Below are 12,267 nucleotides of genomic sequence, written 5' to 3' on the forward strand. Positions count from 1 at the left end.
CGGATTCGATCGGAGCGCCCCTAGATTTTCACCGCCGGGTCAGCTTACACTCATGTCAATGAGCGAGCCCGAGTCCGCCTGGCGAACCGCCTATCACCATCCCGTCGCCTGGGATCGTGACTTCCCGCCGACGACGATGGTGGCGCTGTTCGAGGAGACGGCGGCGCGGGTGCCGGAGGCGCCGCTGCTCGATTTCATGGGACGGCGCTACAGCTATGCCGAGACCCTCGACGGCGCCAACCGCGTCGCCTGCGGGCTCCGTGCGCTGGGCTATGGGCCGGGCGACCGCATCGGGCTGTTCCTGCCCAACGTGCCGCACTACGTCGCCGCCTATTACGGCATCCTCAAGCTCGGCGCGACGGTGGTCAACTTCTCGCCCCTCTACACCGTCGAGGAGCTTGCCGCGCAGGTCGCCGATTCGGGCACGCGCCTGCTGTTCACCCTCTCGGCCGCCGCGCTGCTGCCGAACGCGCTCAAGGTGCTGGAGGCGAGCAGCCTCGAGCGGCTGGTGGTGGGATCGGTCGCGGGCGCGCTGCCGCCGACCAAGTCGCTGCTCTACCGGCTGTTCCGCCGCCGCGAGGTGACGCCGCGTCCGCATGACGAGCGCATCCTCGCCTTCTCGAAGCTGATCGCCAATGACGGCGTCTGCCCGACCCCGACCCTCGATCCCGATCGCGACCTCGCGCTGATCCAATATACCGGCGGCACCACCGGCACCCCCAAGGGGGCGATGCTGAGCCACCAGAACCTGTCGGCCAACGCGCGGCAGGTGGCGCTGCTCGATCCGCATCCCGAGGAGGCGGACACGGTGCTGGGCGTGCTGCCCTTCTTCCACGTCTTCGCCAACACCTGCGTGCTCAACCGCACCGTCATCAAGGGCGGCGAGATCATCATGCTGCCGCGCTTCGATGCAGGTCAGGTCCTCGCCGCGATCGCCCGCACCCGGCCGCGGGCGATGCCGGGCGTGCCGACGATGTATCAGGCGCTGCTCGACAATCCGCATTTCGCCGGCACCGACTTCTCCTCGGTCAAATATTGCATCTCGGGCGGCGCCCCGCTCCCCGCCGAGCTCAAGACGCGATTCGAGGCGGCGACCGGATCGACGCTGATCGAGGGCTATGGCCTCTCGGAGAGCTCCGGGGTGGTCTCGGCCAACCCCTATGCCGGGCCGATGAAGCCCGGGATCGGCCAGCCGATCCCCGGCACGCGCGTGCACCTGGTCGACAAGGAGGACCCGACGCGCCCGCCGCCCGAGGGTGAGCCGGGCGAGATCGTCGCCGCGGGGCCGCAGATCATGAAGGGCTATTGGCAACGCCCCGACGCCGACGCCGAGGTGTTCGTCGACGATGCGGAGGGCACGCGCTGGCTGCGCACCGGCGACGTCGGCACGATCGACGAGGAAGGCTATGTCCGCATCGTCGACCGCCTCAAGGACATGATCGCGGTCAGCGGCTTCAAGGTGTTCCCGAGCCAGATCGAGGCGCTGCTGCATCATCATGCGGCGGTGAAGGAGGCGTTGGTGATCGGACTCCCCGACCCCTATCGCGGCGAGCATCCCCGCGCCTATGTGACGCTGCAGGACGGGGCGGCGGCGACCGGGGAGGAGCTGCGCGACTGGCTCAACCCGCAGCTCGGCAAGCACGAGCGGGTGGACGAGGTGGTGGTACGGCTGACGCTGCCCAAGACGATGATCGGGAAGCTGAGCCGCAAGGATCTGAAGGCGGAAGTGATGGGGGAATCCGTTACCCCTCTCCTGTTGGGAGAGGGAGGGGCCCGCTCGGCGTAGCCGAGTGGGAGGGTGAGGGTGACCATCGCTAGCCGTGGTCACCCTCACCCTCCCGCCGCCTTCGGCGGCTCCTTCTCCCAACGGGAGAGGGACAGTGGGAGGAGCTTCCTTGCAATCCCCCCCGCCCCTGCCGCATAGCGGCGCCATGACAGAGGAGACTGGGGTCGAGGCGCTTTCGTTCGAGGAGGCGCTGAGGGAATTGGAGGCGATCGTCGCGCGGCTGGAGAGCGGCGATGCCGCGCTCGACGAGGCGATCGCACTCTACGAGCGCGGCGACCGGCTGCGCCGGCAGTGCGCCGCGCGGCTCGATGCGGCGCAGGCACGGATCGAGGCGGTGCGGCTCGATGCGAGCGGGCAGCCCGCCGGCACCGCTCCGTTCAACGCCGGGTGAGCACGGCGGTGGCGCAGGCGTCGCTGGCGCTCGGCGCCGCGCTGCGCGAGGCGGCGGCGGAGGTCGATCGCCAGCTCGACCTGCTGCTCGCCGTTCCCGACGATCCGCGCGCCGATCTCTACCGGGCGATGCGCCACGCCGCGATCGGCGGCGGCAAGCGGCTGCGCCCGTTCCTGACGATGGCGACGGCGGGCATGTTCGGCGTCGACCGCGACTGCGCCGCCCGCGCCGCCACCGCGATCGAGTGCATCCACGTCTACAGCCTGATCCACGACGACCTGCCGGCGATGGACGACGACGACATGCGCCGCGGCAAGCCGACCGTCCACCGCGCGTTCGACGAGGCGACCGCGATCCTGGCCGGCGACAGCCTTCACGCGCTCGCCTTCGATATCGCCGCGCATGAGGCGACCCATCCCGACCCGTTCGTGCGGATCGAGCTGGTCGGCGAGATCGCCCGCGCCGCCGGCCCGGCGGGCATGGCCGGCGGGCAGATGATGGACCTCGAGGCGGAGAAGGCGAGCTTCGACCTCGCCACCGTCACCCGGCTGCAGGCGCTCAAGACCGGCGCGCTGATCGGCTGCGCGGTCGAGGCCGGCGCGATCCTGGGCCGCGTGCCGCCCGAGGCGCGCACGGGCCTGCGGGGCTATGCGCGGGACGTCGGCCTCGCCTTCCAGATCGCCGACGACATCCTCGACGTCGAAGGCAGCGAGGACGCCGCCGGCAAGCGGCTGCGCAAGGACGCGGCGGCGGGCAAGGAGACCTTCCTCACCCTGCTCGGCCTCGACCGCGCGCGGGCGCAGGCGGCGCTGCTCGTCGACCAGGCGGCGGAGCATCTGCGCAGCTACGGACCCGAAGCCGACCTGCTGCGCGACGTCGCGCGCTACGTTCTGGAGAGAGATCGCTAAATGACCCGAATCGGCGTCTACCCCGGCACCTTCGACCCGATCACGCTCGGGCACATGGACATCATCCGGCGCGGCGCGAAGCTGGTCGACCGGCTGGTGATCGGCGTCACCACCAATCCCGCCAAGTCGCCGATGTTCTCGGTCGAGGAGCGGATGGCGATGGTGCAACGCGAGGTGGCGGCGGTCGGCAACGGCGAGGTCCATGTCGTCGCGTTCGACTCGCTGCTGATGGACTTCGCCGAGCGCGAGGGTGCGAGCATCATCGTGCGCGGCCTGCGCGCCGTCGCCGACTTCGAATATGAATATCAGATGGCCGGCATGAACCAGCAGCTCAACAGCCGGGTCGAGACGGTGTTCCTGATGGCCGACGTCTCGCTGCAGCCGATCGCGAGCCGGCTCGTCAAGGAGATCGCGGTCTACGGCGGCGACATCGCCAAGTTCGTGACCCCGGCGGTGAAGGCGGAGGTCGATGCGCGCGTGGCCGAACTGGGGCGCAAGGGCGGGCACTGACGGGCTGTCGCGGCGATCGGCGTCTGTCAAATGAAGCGGAATCGTGCTCCTGCGAAGGCAGGAGCCCTGGATCACGGGCGTGTCGCTTGCGGCCAAAGCTCCTGCCTTCGCAGGAGCACCGACGCTGCTTCAATCTGAACAGGACTCCGGCGCCGGAATCTCCTCCCTCCAGACCGTTGCCCATTGTCGGCGCAGGCCGTAAACCGCCCGCCTACCGGGTTGGGGTTTCATCCATGCGTTTCCTGATTGCGTTCCTTGCCATGTTCGTCGCGCTGCCCGCCTCGGCGCAGATCATTCCGGTGCCGGGCCGCACCCCCGCGCCGCAGACGACGGATAAGGAGAACCTCTGGCTGCTCGACCTTTCGGACGGCGGCCGCGTGACGATCCTCCTGCGCCCGGACGTCGCGCCCAAGATGGTCGAGCGCATCAAGACGCTGACCCGCCGCCACTTCTACGACGGCCTCGCCTTCCATCGCGTGATCGAGGGCTTCATGGCCCAGGGCGGCGATCCCAAGGGCGACGGCACCGGCGGATCGGACCTTCCCGACCTGCCCAAGGAGTTCAACTACCTCCCCCATGTCCGCGGCGCCGTCTCCGCCGCACGCGAGGGCGCGCCCGAAGGCGCGACGCAGGAGCAGAAGGACAAGGCCGAGAACAGCGCCAACAGCCAGTTCTTCATCATGTTCGTGCCGCGGCTGTCGCTCGACCAGAAATACACCGTGTTCGGCCGCGTGATCGAAGGGATGCAGTGGGTCGACAAGATCGAGCGCGGCGAGCCGCCGGCCAACCCGACGCGCATCCTCCACGCCTATATCGCCGCGGACAATCCGCCGCCCTATGCCCCCGCCCCGGCAGCCGCGCCGCCGACGCTGGAGCCGGTGACGCTGCCGGGCGTCAAGCCCGCGCCAACGAAGCCGTAACCTCTCGTGACCAAGGGGGGTCGGCCATGAACGTCGATCTCTTCGATTTCGAGCTTCCGCCCGAGCGCGTCGCCCTTCGTCCCGCCGTCCCGCGCGATTCGGCGCGGATGCTGGTGGTGAACGACACCGGTCTGCGCGACCGCATCGTCCGCGATCTGCCCGCGACGCTGCGACCGGGCGACCTGCTCGTGTTCAACGACACGCGCGTCATCCCAGCGCAGCTCGAGGGGATGCGCGGCAACGCGCAGATCGGCGCGACGCTGCACAAGCGCGAGGGTCCGCGGCGCTGGCGCGCGTTCATCCGCAACGCCAAGCGGCTGCGCGACGGCGACATCGTCGATTTCGGCGGGGGGGTGGCCGCGATCGCCTCCGACCGGCAGGGCCGCGGCACCTTCGCGCTCGACTTCCTCGGCAGCGAGCCGGTCGAACTGCTGATCGAGCGCGCCGGGCGGATGCCGCTCCCGCCCTATATCGCCAGCCGCCGCCCCGCGGACGAGAAGGACGCGGAGGATTACCAGACGATGTTCGCCAACGAGCCCGGCGCCGTCGCCGCGCCGACCGCGGCGCTGCACTTCACGCCGGAGCTGATGGAAGCGCTGGCGGCGGCGGGGATCGCGCACACCACCCTCACCCTCCATGTCGGCGCCGGCACCTTCCTGCCGGTCAAGGTCGATGACACCGACGAGCACGAGATGCACGCCGAATGGGGCCGCATCGACGCCGCCACCGCCGACCGGCTCAACGCGACGCGCGCGGCCGGCGGGCGGGTGATCGCGGTCGGCACCACCAGCCTGCGCCTGATCGAGAGCGCCGCCGGCGAGGACGGCATCGTGCGCCCGTTCGAGGGCGACACCGCGATCTTCATCACCCCCGGCTATCGTTTCCGCGGCATCGACGGGCTCGTCACCAATTTCCACCTGCCGCGCTCGACCCTGTTCATGCTGGTGTCGGCGCTGATGGGACTGGATCGGATGCAGGCCGCCTATGCCCATGCGATCGCCGAGGGATACCGCTTCTACAGCTACGGCGACGCCAGCCTGCTCCTGCCTTGAAAGGTTTCCTCCGATGCCGCTTCCCCTCGCCCTCCTCCTCCTCGCCGCGCAGCAGGCCCCGCAGGGCGCCATGCCGATCCAGGCCGCACCCTATCGCCCAGCCACCGCGACGGTGGTGGTCGAACCGGTGGCGATGATGCTCGCCGGCTTCGATGCCGACGGCGACGGGCGTATCACCGAGGCGGAGGCGAGCGCGGGCGTCGCGCGGAGCTTCGAGACGGTCGCCAAGGGCGCCAAGGACATCGGCTACATCGCCTTCGCCGACTGGGCGGAACACTGGCTCGGCGACCGCAATGCCGTGCCGAGCCCGTTCGAGGTCGACCGCGACGGCGACAACCGCATCACCCTCGACGAGCTGCAGAACCGGATGAGCGCGATCTTCGCGCGGTTCGATACCGACAAGGATCATGTGCTGACCCACAAGGAGCTGCTGACGATCCGCGGCTCGGCGTTCGGCAGCGACCGGCCGTACGGCGAAGGCGGCAAGCGCCGCCGCGGGCGCGGTGGACGGCCGCCGGAGCAGTAATCTCAGATCCTCCCCGGCACGGGGAGGATTTTGAATGCTGCCAACAAATCGCTTTCCTAATAGGATTTGCTTTGCTTGGGTTCGCCGAGGCTGCCGGAACGCAGCCGGGGCAAAGTGGAGCAAAGTGAACGAATGAAGCGCGACTCCCTTCACTTTCGCGCCGATCGCGCGGCGCGTCCGACTGTCGATCGGTCCTAGTATCTCATGCCCCTGACCCGCTAAGCCTAGGCGAATGGGCGCGCACCACCACCATTCGCAAGGCCACGGCCATGCGCACGGACACGGCCATGCCCCGGCCAGCTTCGGCCATGCCTTCGCGATCGGTACCGCGCTCAACCTCGCCTTCGTCGTGGTCGAGGCGGCGTTCGGCATCGCTGCCGATTCGGTCGCGCTGCTCGCGGACGCGGGACACAATCTCTCCGACGTATTGGGGTTGCTGATCGCCTGGGCAGCGGCGGAGCTGTCCAAGCGGCCCGCGTCTAAGCGCTTCACCTATGGCCTCGGCAGTTCCTCGATCCTCGCGGCGCTCGCCAATGCGACCTTGCTGTTCGTCGCGGTCGGCGCGATCGCCTGGGAAGCGGTGCAGCGGCTGGGCGCGCCGCCGCAGGTCGATTCGCGCGCGCTGATCTGGGTCGCCGCGGCCGGGATCGTCGTCAACGGCGCGACCGCGCTGATGTTCGCGCGCGGGCGCCACGGCGACATCAACGTCAAGGGCGCCTTCCTCCACATGGCGGTCGACGCGATGGTCTCGGCGGGCGTGGTGGTCGCCGGGCTGCTGATCGCCTGGACGCAGCAATGGTGGATCGATCCCGCGGTCAGCCTGACGATCGTGGCGATCATCCTGTGGAGCACCTGGGGGCTGTTCCGCGATTCGCTCGGCATGGCGCTGCAGGCGGTGCCGCCGGGGATCGATTCGGATCGCGTCGCGACGATGATCGAGGGATTGCCGGGCGTGGAACGCATCCATGACCTTCACATCTGGCCGATGAGCACCACCCGGTCCGCGCTCACCGTCCATCTGTTCATGCCGGGCGGTCATCCCGGCGACGCCTTCCTCCACGACCTCCAGCACCGGCTCGAGCACGATTTCGGCATCGGCCATGCGACCGTGCAGATCGAGATCGACGACGGCAGCCCGTGCCATCTTCACAGCGAGCGGCTGGCGCATGGCTGAGGCGGGGCACGGGGCGATCAAGGCGGTCATCTTCGATTTCGACGGGACGCTGTCCAACAGCGGCGACTGGTTCCTGACCGTCGTCAACGATCTCGCGCGCCGCTTCCGCTTCCGCGAGGTCGACGACGACGAGATCGACATGCTGCGCCACCGCCCGTCGCGCGAGGTGATCGCCTATCTCGGCATCCCGCGCTGGAAGCTGCCGCTGATCTCGCGCCATGTGCGGCGGCTGGTGTCGCGGAACGTCGACCAGATCCCGCTGTTCCCCGGCACGGCGGACCTGCTTGCCGGGGTCGGCGCGCTGGGGTTCCGCATGGGCCTCGTCACCTCCAACGCCGCCAACAACGCCCGCGCGATCCTGGGCCCGGACAATGCGGCGTGGATCGACGCCTGGGCGGCGGGCAGCTCGCTGTTCGGCAAGGCGCCCAAGTTCCGCCGCGTCCTCAGGCAGATGGGCCTGAGGCCCGAGGAAGCGATCTCGATCGGCGACGAGACCCGCGACGTCGATGCCGCGCGCGAGGTGGGGATGCGCACCGGCGCGGTGCTGTGGGGCTATGCCAGCGAGGACGCGCTCGCGGCGACCCGGCCCGACGTGCTGTTCCGCACGCCCGAAGACATCCTGCGCTATCTGGCGGCGCGGCGCTGAGATAAATTCTGTTTGGCAATTGATGAACCGCTCGCCCTGAGCCTGTCGAAGGGCGACCGTGCCTCAAGCGGATCGCCTGCGGCTTTCGCCCTTCGACAGGCTCAGGGCGAACGGGGATGGGCGTTTCGCTCAACCAAGGTGCACCGCCAGCCACACGGTCGGCGGGTCCTCGCCGGTGCGCGTCACCCAATGCTCCTGCCCCCGCTCGATCAGCAGATGGTCGCCGGGACGGAGCGTCACCTCCTCCGAATTCCCGATCCGCATCGCCGCCTCGCCCTGGAGCAGCAGTACCCATTCGTCCTGCTCCTGCCGCATCGGCGCGTCGGCCGGCGTCGCCTGCCCGCGCGAGACGATGCGCTCGATGCGGATGCCGGGACGCGCGAGCAGTTCGGTGAAGGCTTCGTTGCGCCTGGCCGCCGGCAGTTTGGCAAACAGGCTGGCCAGCCTGACCTTGAGCTTCGGCGGCGGTGGCGGAGGCGGCGGCGGCTTGGGCGCGGCCTTGCGCTTCAGGCCCTTGGTCGAGCTCTTCCAGTCGGCGACCATCACGCCGCGCAGATACGCCTCGATGTCCTCGGCCGCGGCCGTGAGCGCCTTGCCCCTGAAGCCGAACACCGGCTTCCCGCCCGGATCGGTCAGCCCATATTTCCCGAAGTCGCCGCCGGGTTTGCGCCGCCGCGACTTGCGGAGCCTGAGCCCCCGATGCCGCGCCATCTCGCGCAGCGCTTCGTCCTGTTCGCCGGCCATCGAGGTGCAACGCCTAACCAGGGGAAGCGATGCCCCCGCCATGATTTTCGTGCGGCCGGAGGGAGAGCCAGGAAATTCTTTCCTACATCGATCATCCATTGTAACCATATAGGCACAAACATTTTCCAACTTTAAGGAAAGACAGGTTTCATGTCCGTTTGCCGGAACTTTCGGAACTTCGGCGGGTCCGGCTCGACAGCGCCTCGATCGCGCGGCACTAGGCAAGGCCATGCCCCCACGGTTCCAGTTCACCGTCCACGCCATCGACGGCCCCGCGCGCACCGGCGAGATCGCGATGCGGCGCGGCACGATCCGCACGCCCGCGTTCATGCCGGTCGGCACCGCCGCCACCGTCAAGGCGATGAAGCCGGCCGATGTGCGCGCGTCGGGCGCGGACATCATCCTCGGCAACACCTATCACCTGATGCTGCGCCCCGGCGCCGAGCGCGTGGCGAAGCTGGGCGGGCTGCACGGTTTCATGGGCTGGGACCGGCCGATCCTCACCGACTCCGGCGGCTATCAGGTGATGAGCCTCGCCGAGCTCACCACCCGCAACGAGGAAGGCGTCGCCTTCAAGTCGCACCTTGACGGGACCAGGCACCTGCTCAGCCCGGAGCGGTCGATCGAGATCCAGCGGCTGCTCGGCAGCTCGATCGTGATGGCGTTCGACGAGCTCGTCCCCACCACCGCGACGCGCGACGTGCAGGCGAAGGCGATGGAGCGATCGATGCGCTGGGCGAGGCGCAGCCGCGCCGCGTTCGACGCGGGGGGCGACCATGCCGAGAACAATGCCGTGTTCGGCATCCAGCAGGGCGCGCTCGACGAGGGGTTGCGCAAGGCCTCGGCCGAGGCGCTGACCGACATCGGCTTCGACGGCTATGCGGTCGGCGGCCTCGCCGTCGGCGAGGGGCAGGAGGCGATGTTCGGCGTGCTCGACTATGCGCCCGGCCAGCTGCCCGCCGACAAGCCCCGCTACCTGATGGGCGTCGGCAAGCCCGACGACATCGTCGGCGCGGTCGAGCGCGGCATCGACATGTTCGACTGCGTGCTGCCGACCCGCAGCGGGCGCACCGGCCAGGCCTTCACCCGATCGGGCCCGATCAACATCCGCAACGCCCGCTTCGCCGAGGACCTGCGACCGCTCGATCCGGAGTGCGCCTGCCCGGTCTGTCGTGGCTGGAGCCGCGCCTATCTCCACCATCTGGTGCGTGCCGGCGAAATTCTTGGCGCGATGCTGATGACCGAGCACAACCTCTTCTTCTATCAGGCGTTGATGGCGGACCTGCGCGCCGCGATCGCCGGGGCGCGCCTGGGTGAGTTTGCCAATGCCTTCCGCGCGCAATATCGCGGAGGAACGGGAGAGTGAGCGTGGCCGACAACGACGACGAACAGCAGAACGAGATCCTCGCCGCCGCCAAGGACGCCAAGGCACACAAGGAGCGCGCGCGGTCGGGCGACAGCAAGGGCAATGCCTGGACGATCGGCGCGATCGGACTGGGCGTCGGCATTGGATCGGCGGCGGTCGCGGCCGCGGTGCTCTATGCCGGGCGCAACCGCGGCAGGAAACGCGACTGATCGCGAATAAATTACGTTAACCATCAATTGTTTCGCGCAGGGACAGGTCGGAATCGGCCCGCGCGCGCCTGGACGGAATCGGCTATGTCGCGCGCGTGATCGGGCGATGGCTTTCCGGACAAAGGGCGCGCGGGACGCTGGCGGCGGTGCTGGTGTCGCTCGCAGGCGCCGGCTTTTCCGCACATGCCGGGCTGACCAGCGGCGACCGGGGCGCGATCCCAAGCGCGCCGCGCCCGACCGGCTATGAGGCCGACGACCATTTCCCCGGCGCCGCGCTGCTCTATGCGAACAATGACGAGATCGCTGCGCCGGTCGCCGGCGTCACCGGCACCACCGAGCTGCCCGACCTGCCGGTGCCGGCGAACGCCGTCGCCGACGCCTCGATCCGCCCGGCCGCGCCGTTCGTGCTCAAGGGCACGCCCGCCGACCAGGCGCGTGCGCTGCAATGCCTCACCACCGCGATCTATTATGAATCGGCGAACGAGCCCGACGACGGCCAGGCCGCGGTCGCCCAGGTGATCCTCAACCGCGTGCGTCATCCGGCTTTCCCGAACAGCGTGTGCGGCGTGGTCTATCAGGGATCGGAGCGCACCGGCTGCCAGTTCAGCTTCGCCTGCGACGGCGCGATGACACGCGCGCCGATGCGCGCCGCCTGGGAGCGGGCGCGGCGCGTGGCGGCGCTGGCGCTCGCCGGCCGCGTGTTCGCGCCGGTCGGCCTCGCGACCCATTATCATACCTATGCGGTGCGGCCGGCATGGCAGCGCAGCCTGGTGATGACCGGCGCGTTCGGCGCGCATTTCTTCCATCGCTGGAAGGGCTGGTGGGGCACGCCGGCCGCGTTCGGCCGGCCCTATTCCGGGCACGAGCCGGCCGCCGCGCCGCACCCCCGGACCGCGCCCGTCGCCCTTCCGACCCCGGTGATCGCAGCGATCGCGCCGCCCCTCCTTCCGGCGAGGCCCGCAACCGAGGTCACAGCGCCGCGCGCGCAAAGCGGCGACGTGCTGCCGCAATATGCCGCGACGGGCAGCGACTCGCAGATCCTCGACAAATGGAAGGATACGGGAAAGCCGCTGCGCTGACCCCTATGTTCGTTGCGAACACGGGCGGCATCCCAGCCCCTCCCCTTCGGGGGGAGGGGCTGGGATGGGGCTCCTCTCTTCCCGCACTTACCAGCGGTGATTGCGGTCGTGCTTCTGGACGCGGATCCGCGCCGACAGCGCGTCGAAGCGGCGGTCGAGATCGCGGCGCTCGGCAAGGCTCAGGCCATTGACGCGATAGCGCCTCTCCAGGCGAGCGAGCGCCCGGAAATCGGTGCGGAGGCGGGCAGCCTCCGCCCGGTTCAGCGCGCCCGAACGGATGCCCTGGTCGATCCGCGCGTCGAGTCTGGCCTGACGGGCATTGATGCTCTGCCACGCCTGCGCGCTGGCGACCGAAGGAACGGCAACGGCGGCGGCCAGGCTGAGGCCGGCGACGATCTTGGTGATCCGATTCATGATGAACACTCCTCTTTTCCGTCCGGTGGAGCGGACAGGTGGAGGTATCGGCGAAGCCTGTCGCCGAGGTGTGACGACGATTCGGGAAATTTGTCGCAGACGATGGCATCGCGATCGGCTTCGTTCATCGGCCGGGAAAGCGCACGACGGCATTGACCGGCGGGCGGTGGCCGCGCTCCATCGCGGGATCGTAGACGGCGACCCATGGGCCTCTCCGCAGCGGCGGTCCGAGTTCCGGGAGCGGCGTGCGGTCCACTGCGACCGCCGGCAGGTCGAGCCTCCGGGTCGTTCCGGCGATCGTGAAGGCCAGGCGATGATGCAGCGTCCGCGGCACCGTGGAAGTCGGCACATTGAGGTAGAGCGTCACCCGGGCGCCGGGAGCGGATGCCGGACCGGTCCGGCCGATCGCCGCGGCTAAGGCTTCTCCTGCGAACTCGACGACCGGCTGCGGCGCAACCGCGACGCGCGCGTCGAAGCTCTGAACGTCATCCGCGCCGCCCGCTCCGATCAGCAGCGCGAGCGGAGCGAAACGGAGCATCCGC

General features: G+C 69.4%; 15 protein-coding genes. 12 read left to right on the forward strand and 3 right to left on the reverse strand.

All coding sequences use genetic code 11. The annotated features are described in order from the left end of the window. The first annotated feature begins 58 nt into the window (after positions 1-58). The 9 genes from ACMGER_RS01240 (at position 59) to ACMGER_RS01280 (ending at position 7,913) form a co-directional block, all read left to right on the forward strand. Positions 59-1,786, forward strand: a complete 1,728-nt coding sequence (locus ACMGER_RS01240; protein WP_436810309.1) for a long-chain-fatty-acid--CoA ligase — start codon at positions 59-61, stop codon at positions 1,784-1,786. 145 nt (positions 1,787-1,931) lie between these two features. Further along, positions 1,932-2,177: an exodeoxyribonuclease VII small subunit gene (locus ACMGER_RS01245; protein ID WP_436810310.1), complete on the forward strand. Its 246-nt coding sequence runs from the start codon at positions 1,932-1,934 to the stop codon at positions 2,175-2,177. A gap of 8 nt (positions 2,178-2,185) precedes the next feature. Further along, on the forward strand, positions 2,186-3,085 hold the full coding sequence (locus ACMGER_RS01250) for a polyprenyl synthetase family protein (RefSeq protein ID WP_436810311.1): 900 nt from the start codon (positions 2,186-2,188) through the stop codon (positions 3,083-3,085). Then, positions 3,086-3,595, forward strand: a complete 510-nt coding sequence (gene coaD / locus ACMGER_RS01255; protein WP_436810312.1) for a pantetheine-phosphate adenylyltransferase — start codon at positions 3,086-3,088, stop codon at positions 3,593-3,595. A gap of 233 nt (positions 3,596-3,828) precedes the next feature. After that, positions 3,829-4,515 carry a peptidylprolyl isomerase gene (locus tag ACMGER_RS01260; RefSeq protein ID WP_436810313.1) on the forward strand — a complete coding sequence of 229 codons (687 nt, stop codon included), beginning with the start codon at positions 3,829-3,831 and terminating at the stop codon, positions 4,513-4,515. A 26-nt stretch (positions 4,516-4,541) separates the two neighbouring features. Further along, complete coding sequence (gene queA, locus ACMGER_RS01265) at positions 4,542-5,567, forward strand: tRNA preQ1(34) S-adenosylmethionine ribosyltransferase-isomerase QueA (protein WP_436810314.1); 1,026 nt, start codon at positions 4,542-4,544, stop codon at positions 5,565-5,567. Between the two features lie 13 nt (positions 5,568-5,580). Continuing rightward, entirely contained in the window at positions 5,581-6,093 is a 513-nt protein-coding gene (locus ACMGER_RS01270) for an EF-hand domain-containing protein (RefSeq protein WP_436810315.1), read from the forward strand. Positions 6,094-6,325: 232 nt separating this feature from the next. Next, entirely contained in the window at positions 6,326-7,267 is a 942-nt protein-coding gene (locus ACMGER_RS01275) for a cation diffusion facilitator family transporter (RefSeq protein ID WP_436810316.1), read from the forward strand. Beyond that, positions 7,260-7,913 carry an HAD hydrolase-like protein gene (locus ACMGER_RS01280; RefSeq protein ID WP_436810317.1) on the forward strand — a complete coding sequence of 218 codons (654 nt, stop codon included), beginning with the start codon at positions 7,260-7,262 and terminating at the stop codon, positions 7,911-7,913. Before ACMGER_RS01275 ends, ACMGER_RS01280 begins: the two co-directional genes overlap by 8 nt. Before the next feature lie 129 nt (positions 7,914-8,042). On the opposite strand, the gene ACMGER_RS01285 is transcribed toward ACMGER_RS01280, so the two are convergent. Further along, entirely contained in the window at positions 8,043-8,657 is a 615-nt protein-coding gene (locus ACMGER_RS01285) for a cupin domain-containing protein (protein WP_436810318.1), read from the reverse strand. Positions 8,658-8,886: 229 nt separating this feature from the next. On the opposite strand from ACMGER_RS01285, the gene tgt reads away from it, so the two are divergent. From tgt to ACMGER_RS01300, 3 genes are all read left to right on the forward strand, one after another. Beyond that, entirely contained in the window at positions 8,887-10,023 is a 1,137-nt protein-coding gene (tgt, locus tag ACMGER_RS01290; protein ID WP_436810319.1) for a tRNA guanosine(34) transglycosylase Tgt, read from the forward strand. 2 nt (positions 10,024-10,025) lie between these two features. Beyond that, complete coding sequence (locus tag ACMGER_RS01295; protein WP_436810320.1) at positions 10,026-10,232, forward strand: hypothetical protein; 207 nt, start codon at positions 10,026-10,028, stop codon at positions 10,230-10,232. A gap of 95 nt (positions 10,233-10,327) precedes the next feature. After that, positions 10,328-11,311 carry a cell wall hydrolase gene (locus ACMGER_RS01300; protein ID WP_436810321.1) on the forward strand — a complete coding sequence of 328 codons (984 nt, stop codon included), beginning with the start codon at positions 10,328-10,330 and terminating at the stop codon, positions 11,309-11,311. Positions 11,312-11,398: 87 nt separating this feature from the next. Here ACMGER_RS01300 and ACMGER_RS01305 read toward each other — a convergent pair whose 3' ends face one another. After that, positions 11,399-11,725, reverse strand: a complete 327-nt coding sequence (locus tag ACMGER_RS01305; RefSeq protein WP_436810322.1) for a hypothetical protein — start codon at positions 11,723-11,725, stop codon at positions 11,399-11,401. A gap of 124 nt (positions 11,726-11,849) precedes the next feature. Further along, positions 11,850-12,263, reverse strand: a complete 414-nt coding sequence (locus ACMGER_RS01310) for a hypothetical protein (protein WP_436810323.1) — start codon at positions 12,261-12,263, stop codon at positions 11,850-11,852. Between the last annotated feature and the right edge of the window lie 4 nt (positions 12,264-12,267).

The sequence above is a fragment of the Sphingomonas astragali genome, from assembly GCF_051400615.1.
In the GTDB taxonomy this organism is placed as follows: Bacteria; Pseudomonadota; Alphaproteobacteria; order Sphingomonadales; family Sphingomonadaceae; genus Sphingomonas.

What these genes read in the sequence shown, in the direction of transcription:
- ACMGER_RS01270 (WP_436810315.1), top strand. Translation starts at nt 5,581, where the DNA reads ATGCCGCTTCCCCTCGCCCTCCTCCTCCTCGCCGCGCAGCAGGCCCCG.
- tgt (WP_436810319.1), top strand. Translation starts at nt 8,887, where the DNA reads ATGCCCCCACGGTTCCAGTTCACCGTCCACGCCATCGACGGCCCCGCG.
- queA (WP_436810314.1), top strand. Translation starts at nt 4,542, where the DNA reads ATGAACGTCGATCTCTTCGATTTCGAGCTTCCGCCCGAGCGCGTCGCC.
- ACMGER_RS01260 (WP_436810313.1), top strand. Translation starts at nt 3,829, where the DNA reads ATGCGTTTCCTGATTGCGTTCCTTGCCATGTTCGTCGCGCTGCCCGCC.
- ACMGER_RS01280 (WP_436810317.1), top strand. Translation starts at nt 7,260, where the DNA reads ATGGCTGAGGCGGGGCACGGGGCGATCAAGGCGGTCATCTTCGATTTC.
- ACMGER_RS01285 (WP_436810318.1), bottom strand. Translation starts at nt 8,657, where the DNA reads ATGGCCGGCGAACAGGACGAAGCGCTGCGCGAGATGGCGCGGCATCGG.
- ACMGER_RS01305 (WP_436810322.1), bottom strand. Translation starts at nt 11,725, where the DNA reads ATGAATCGGATCACCAAGATCGTCGCCGGCCTCAGCCTGGCCGCCGCC.
- ACMGER_RS01275 (WP_436810316.1), top strand. Translation starts at nt 6,326, where the DNA reads ATGGGCGCGCACCACCACCATTCGCAAGGCCACGGCCATGCGCACGGA.
- coaD (WP_436810312.1), top strand. Translation starts at nt 3,086, where the DNA reads ATGACCCGAATCGGCGTCTACCCCGGCACCTTCGACCCGATCACGCTC.
- ACMGER_RS01240 (WP_436810309.1), top strand. Translation starts at nt 59, where the DNA reads ATGAGCGAGCCCGAGTCCGCCTGGCGAACCGCCTATCACCATCCCGTC.
- ACMGER_RS01310 (WP_436810323.1), bottom strand. Translation starts at nt 12,263, where the DNA reads ATGCTCCGTTTCGCTCCGCTCGCGCTGCTGATCGGAGCGGGCGGCGCG.
- ACMGER_RS01245 (WP_436810310.1), top strand. Translation starts at nt 1,932, where the DNA reads ATGACAGAGGAGACTGGGGTCGAGGCGCTTTCGTTCGAGGAGGCGCTG.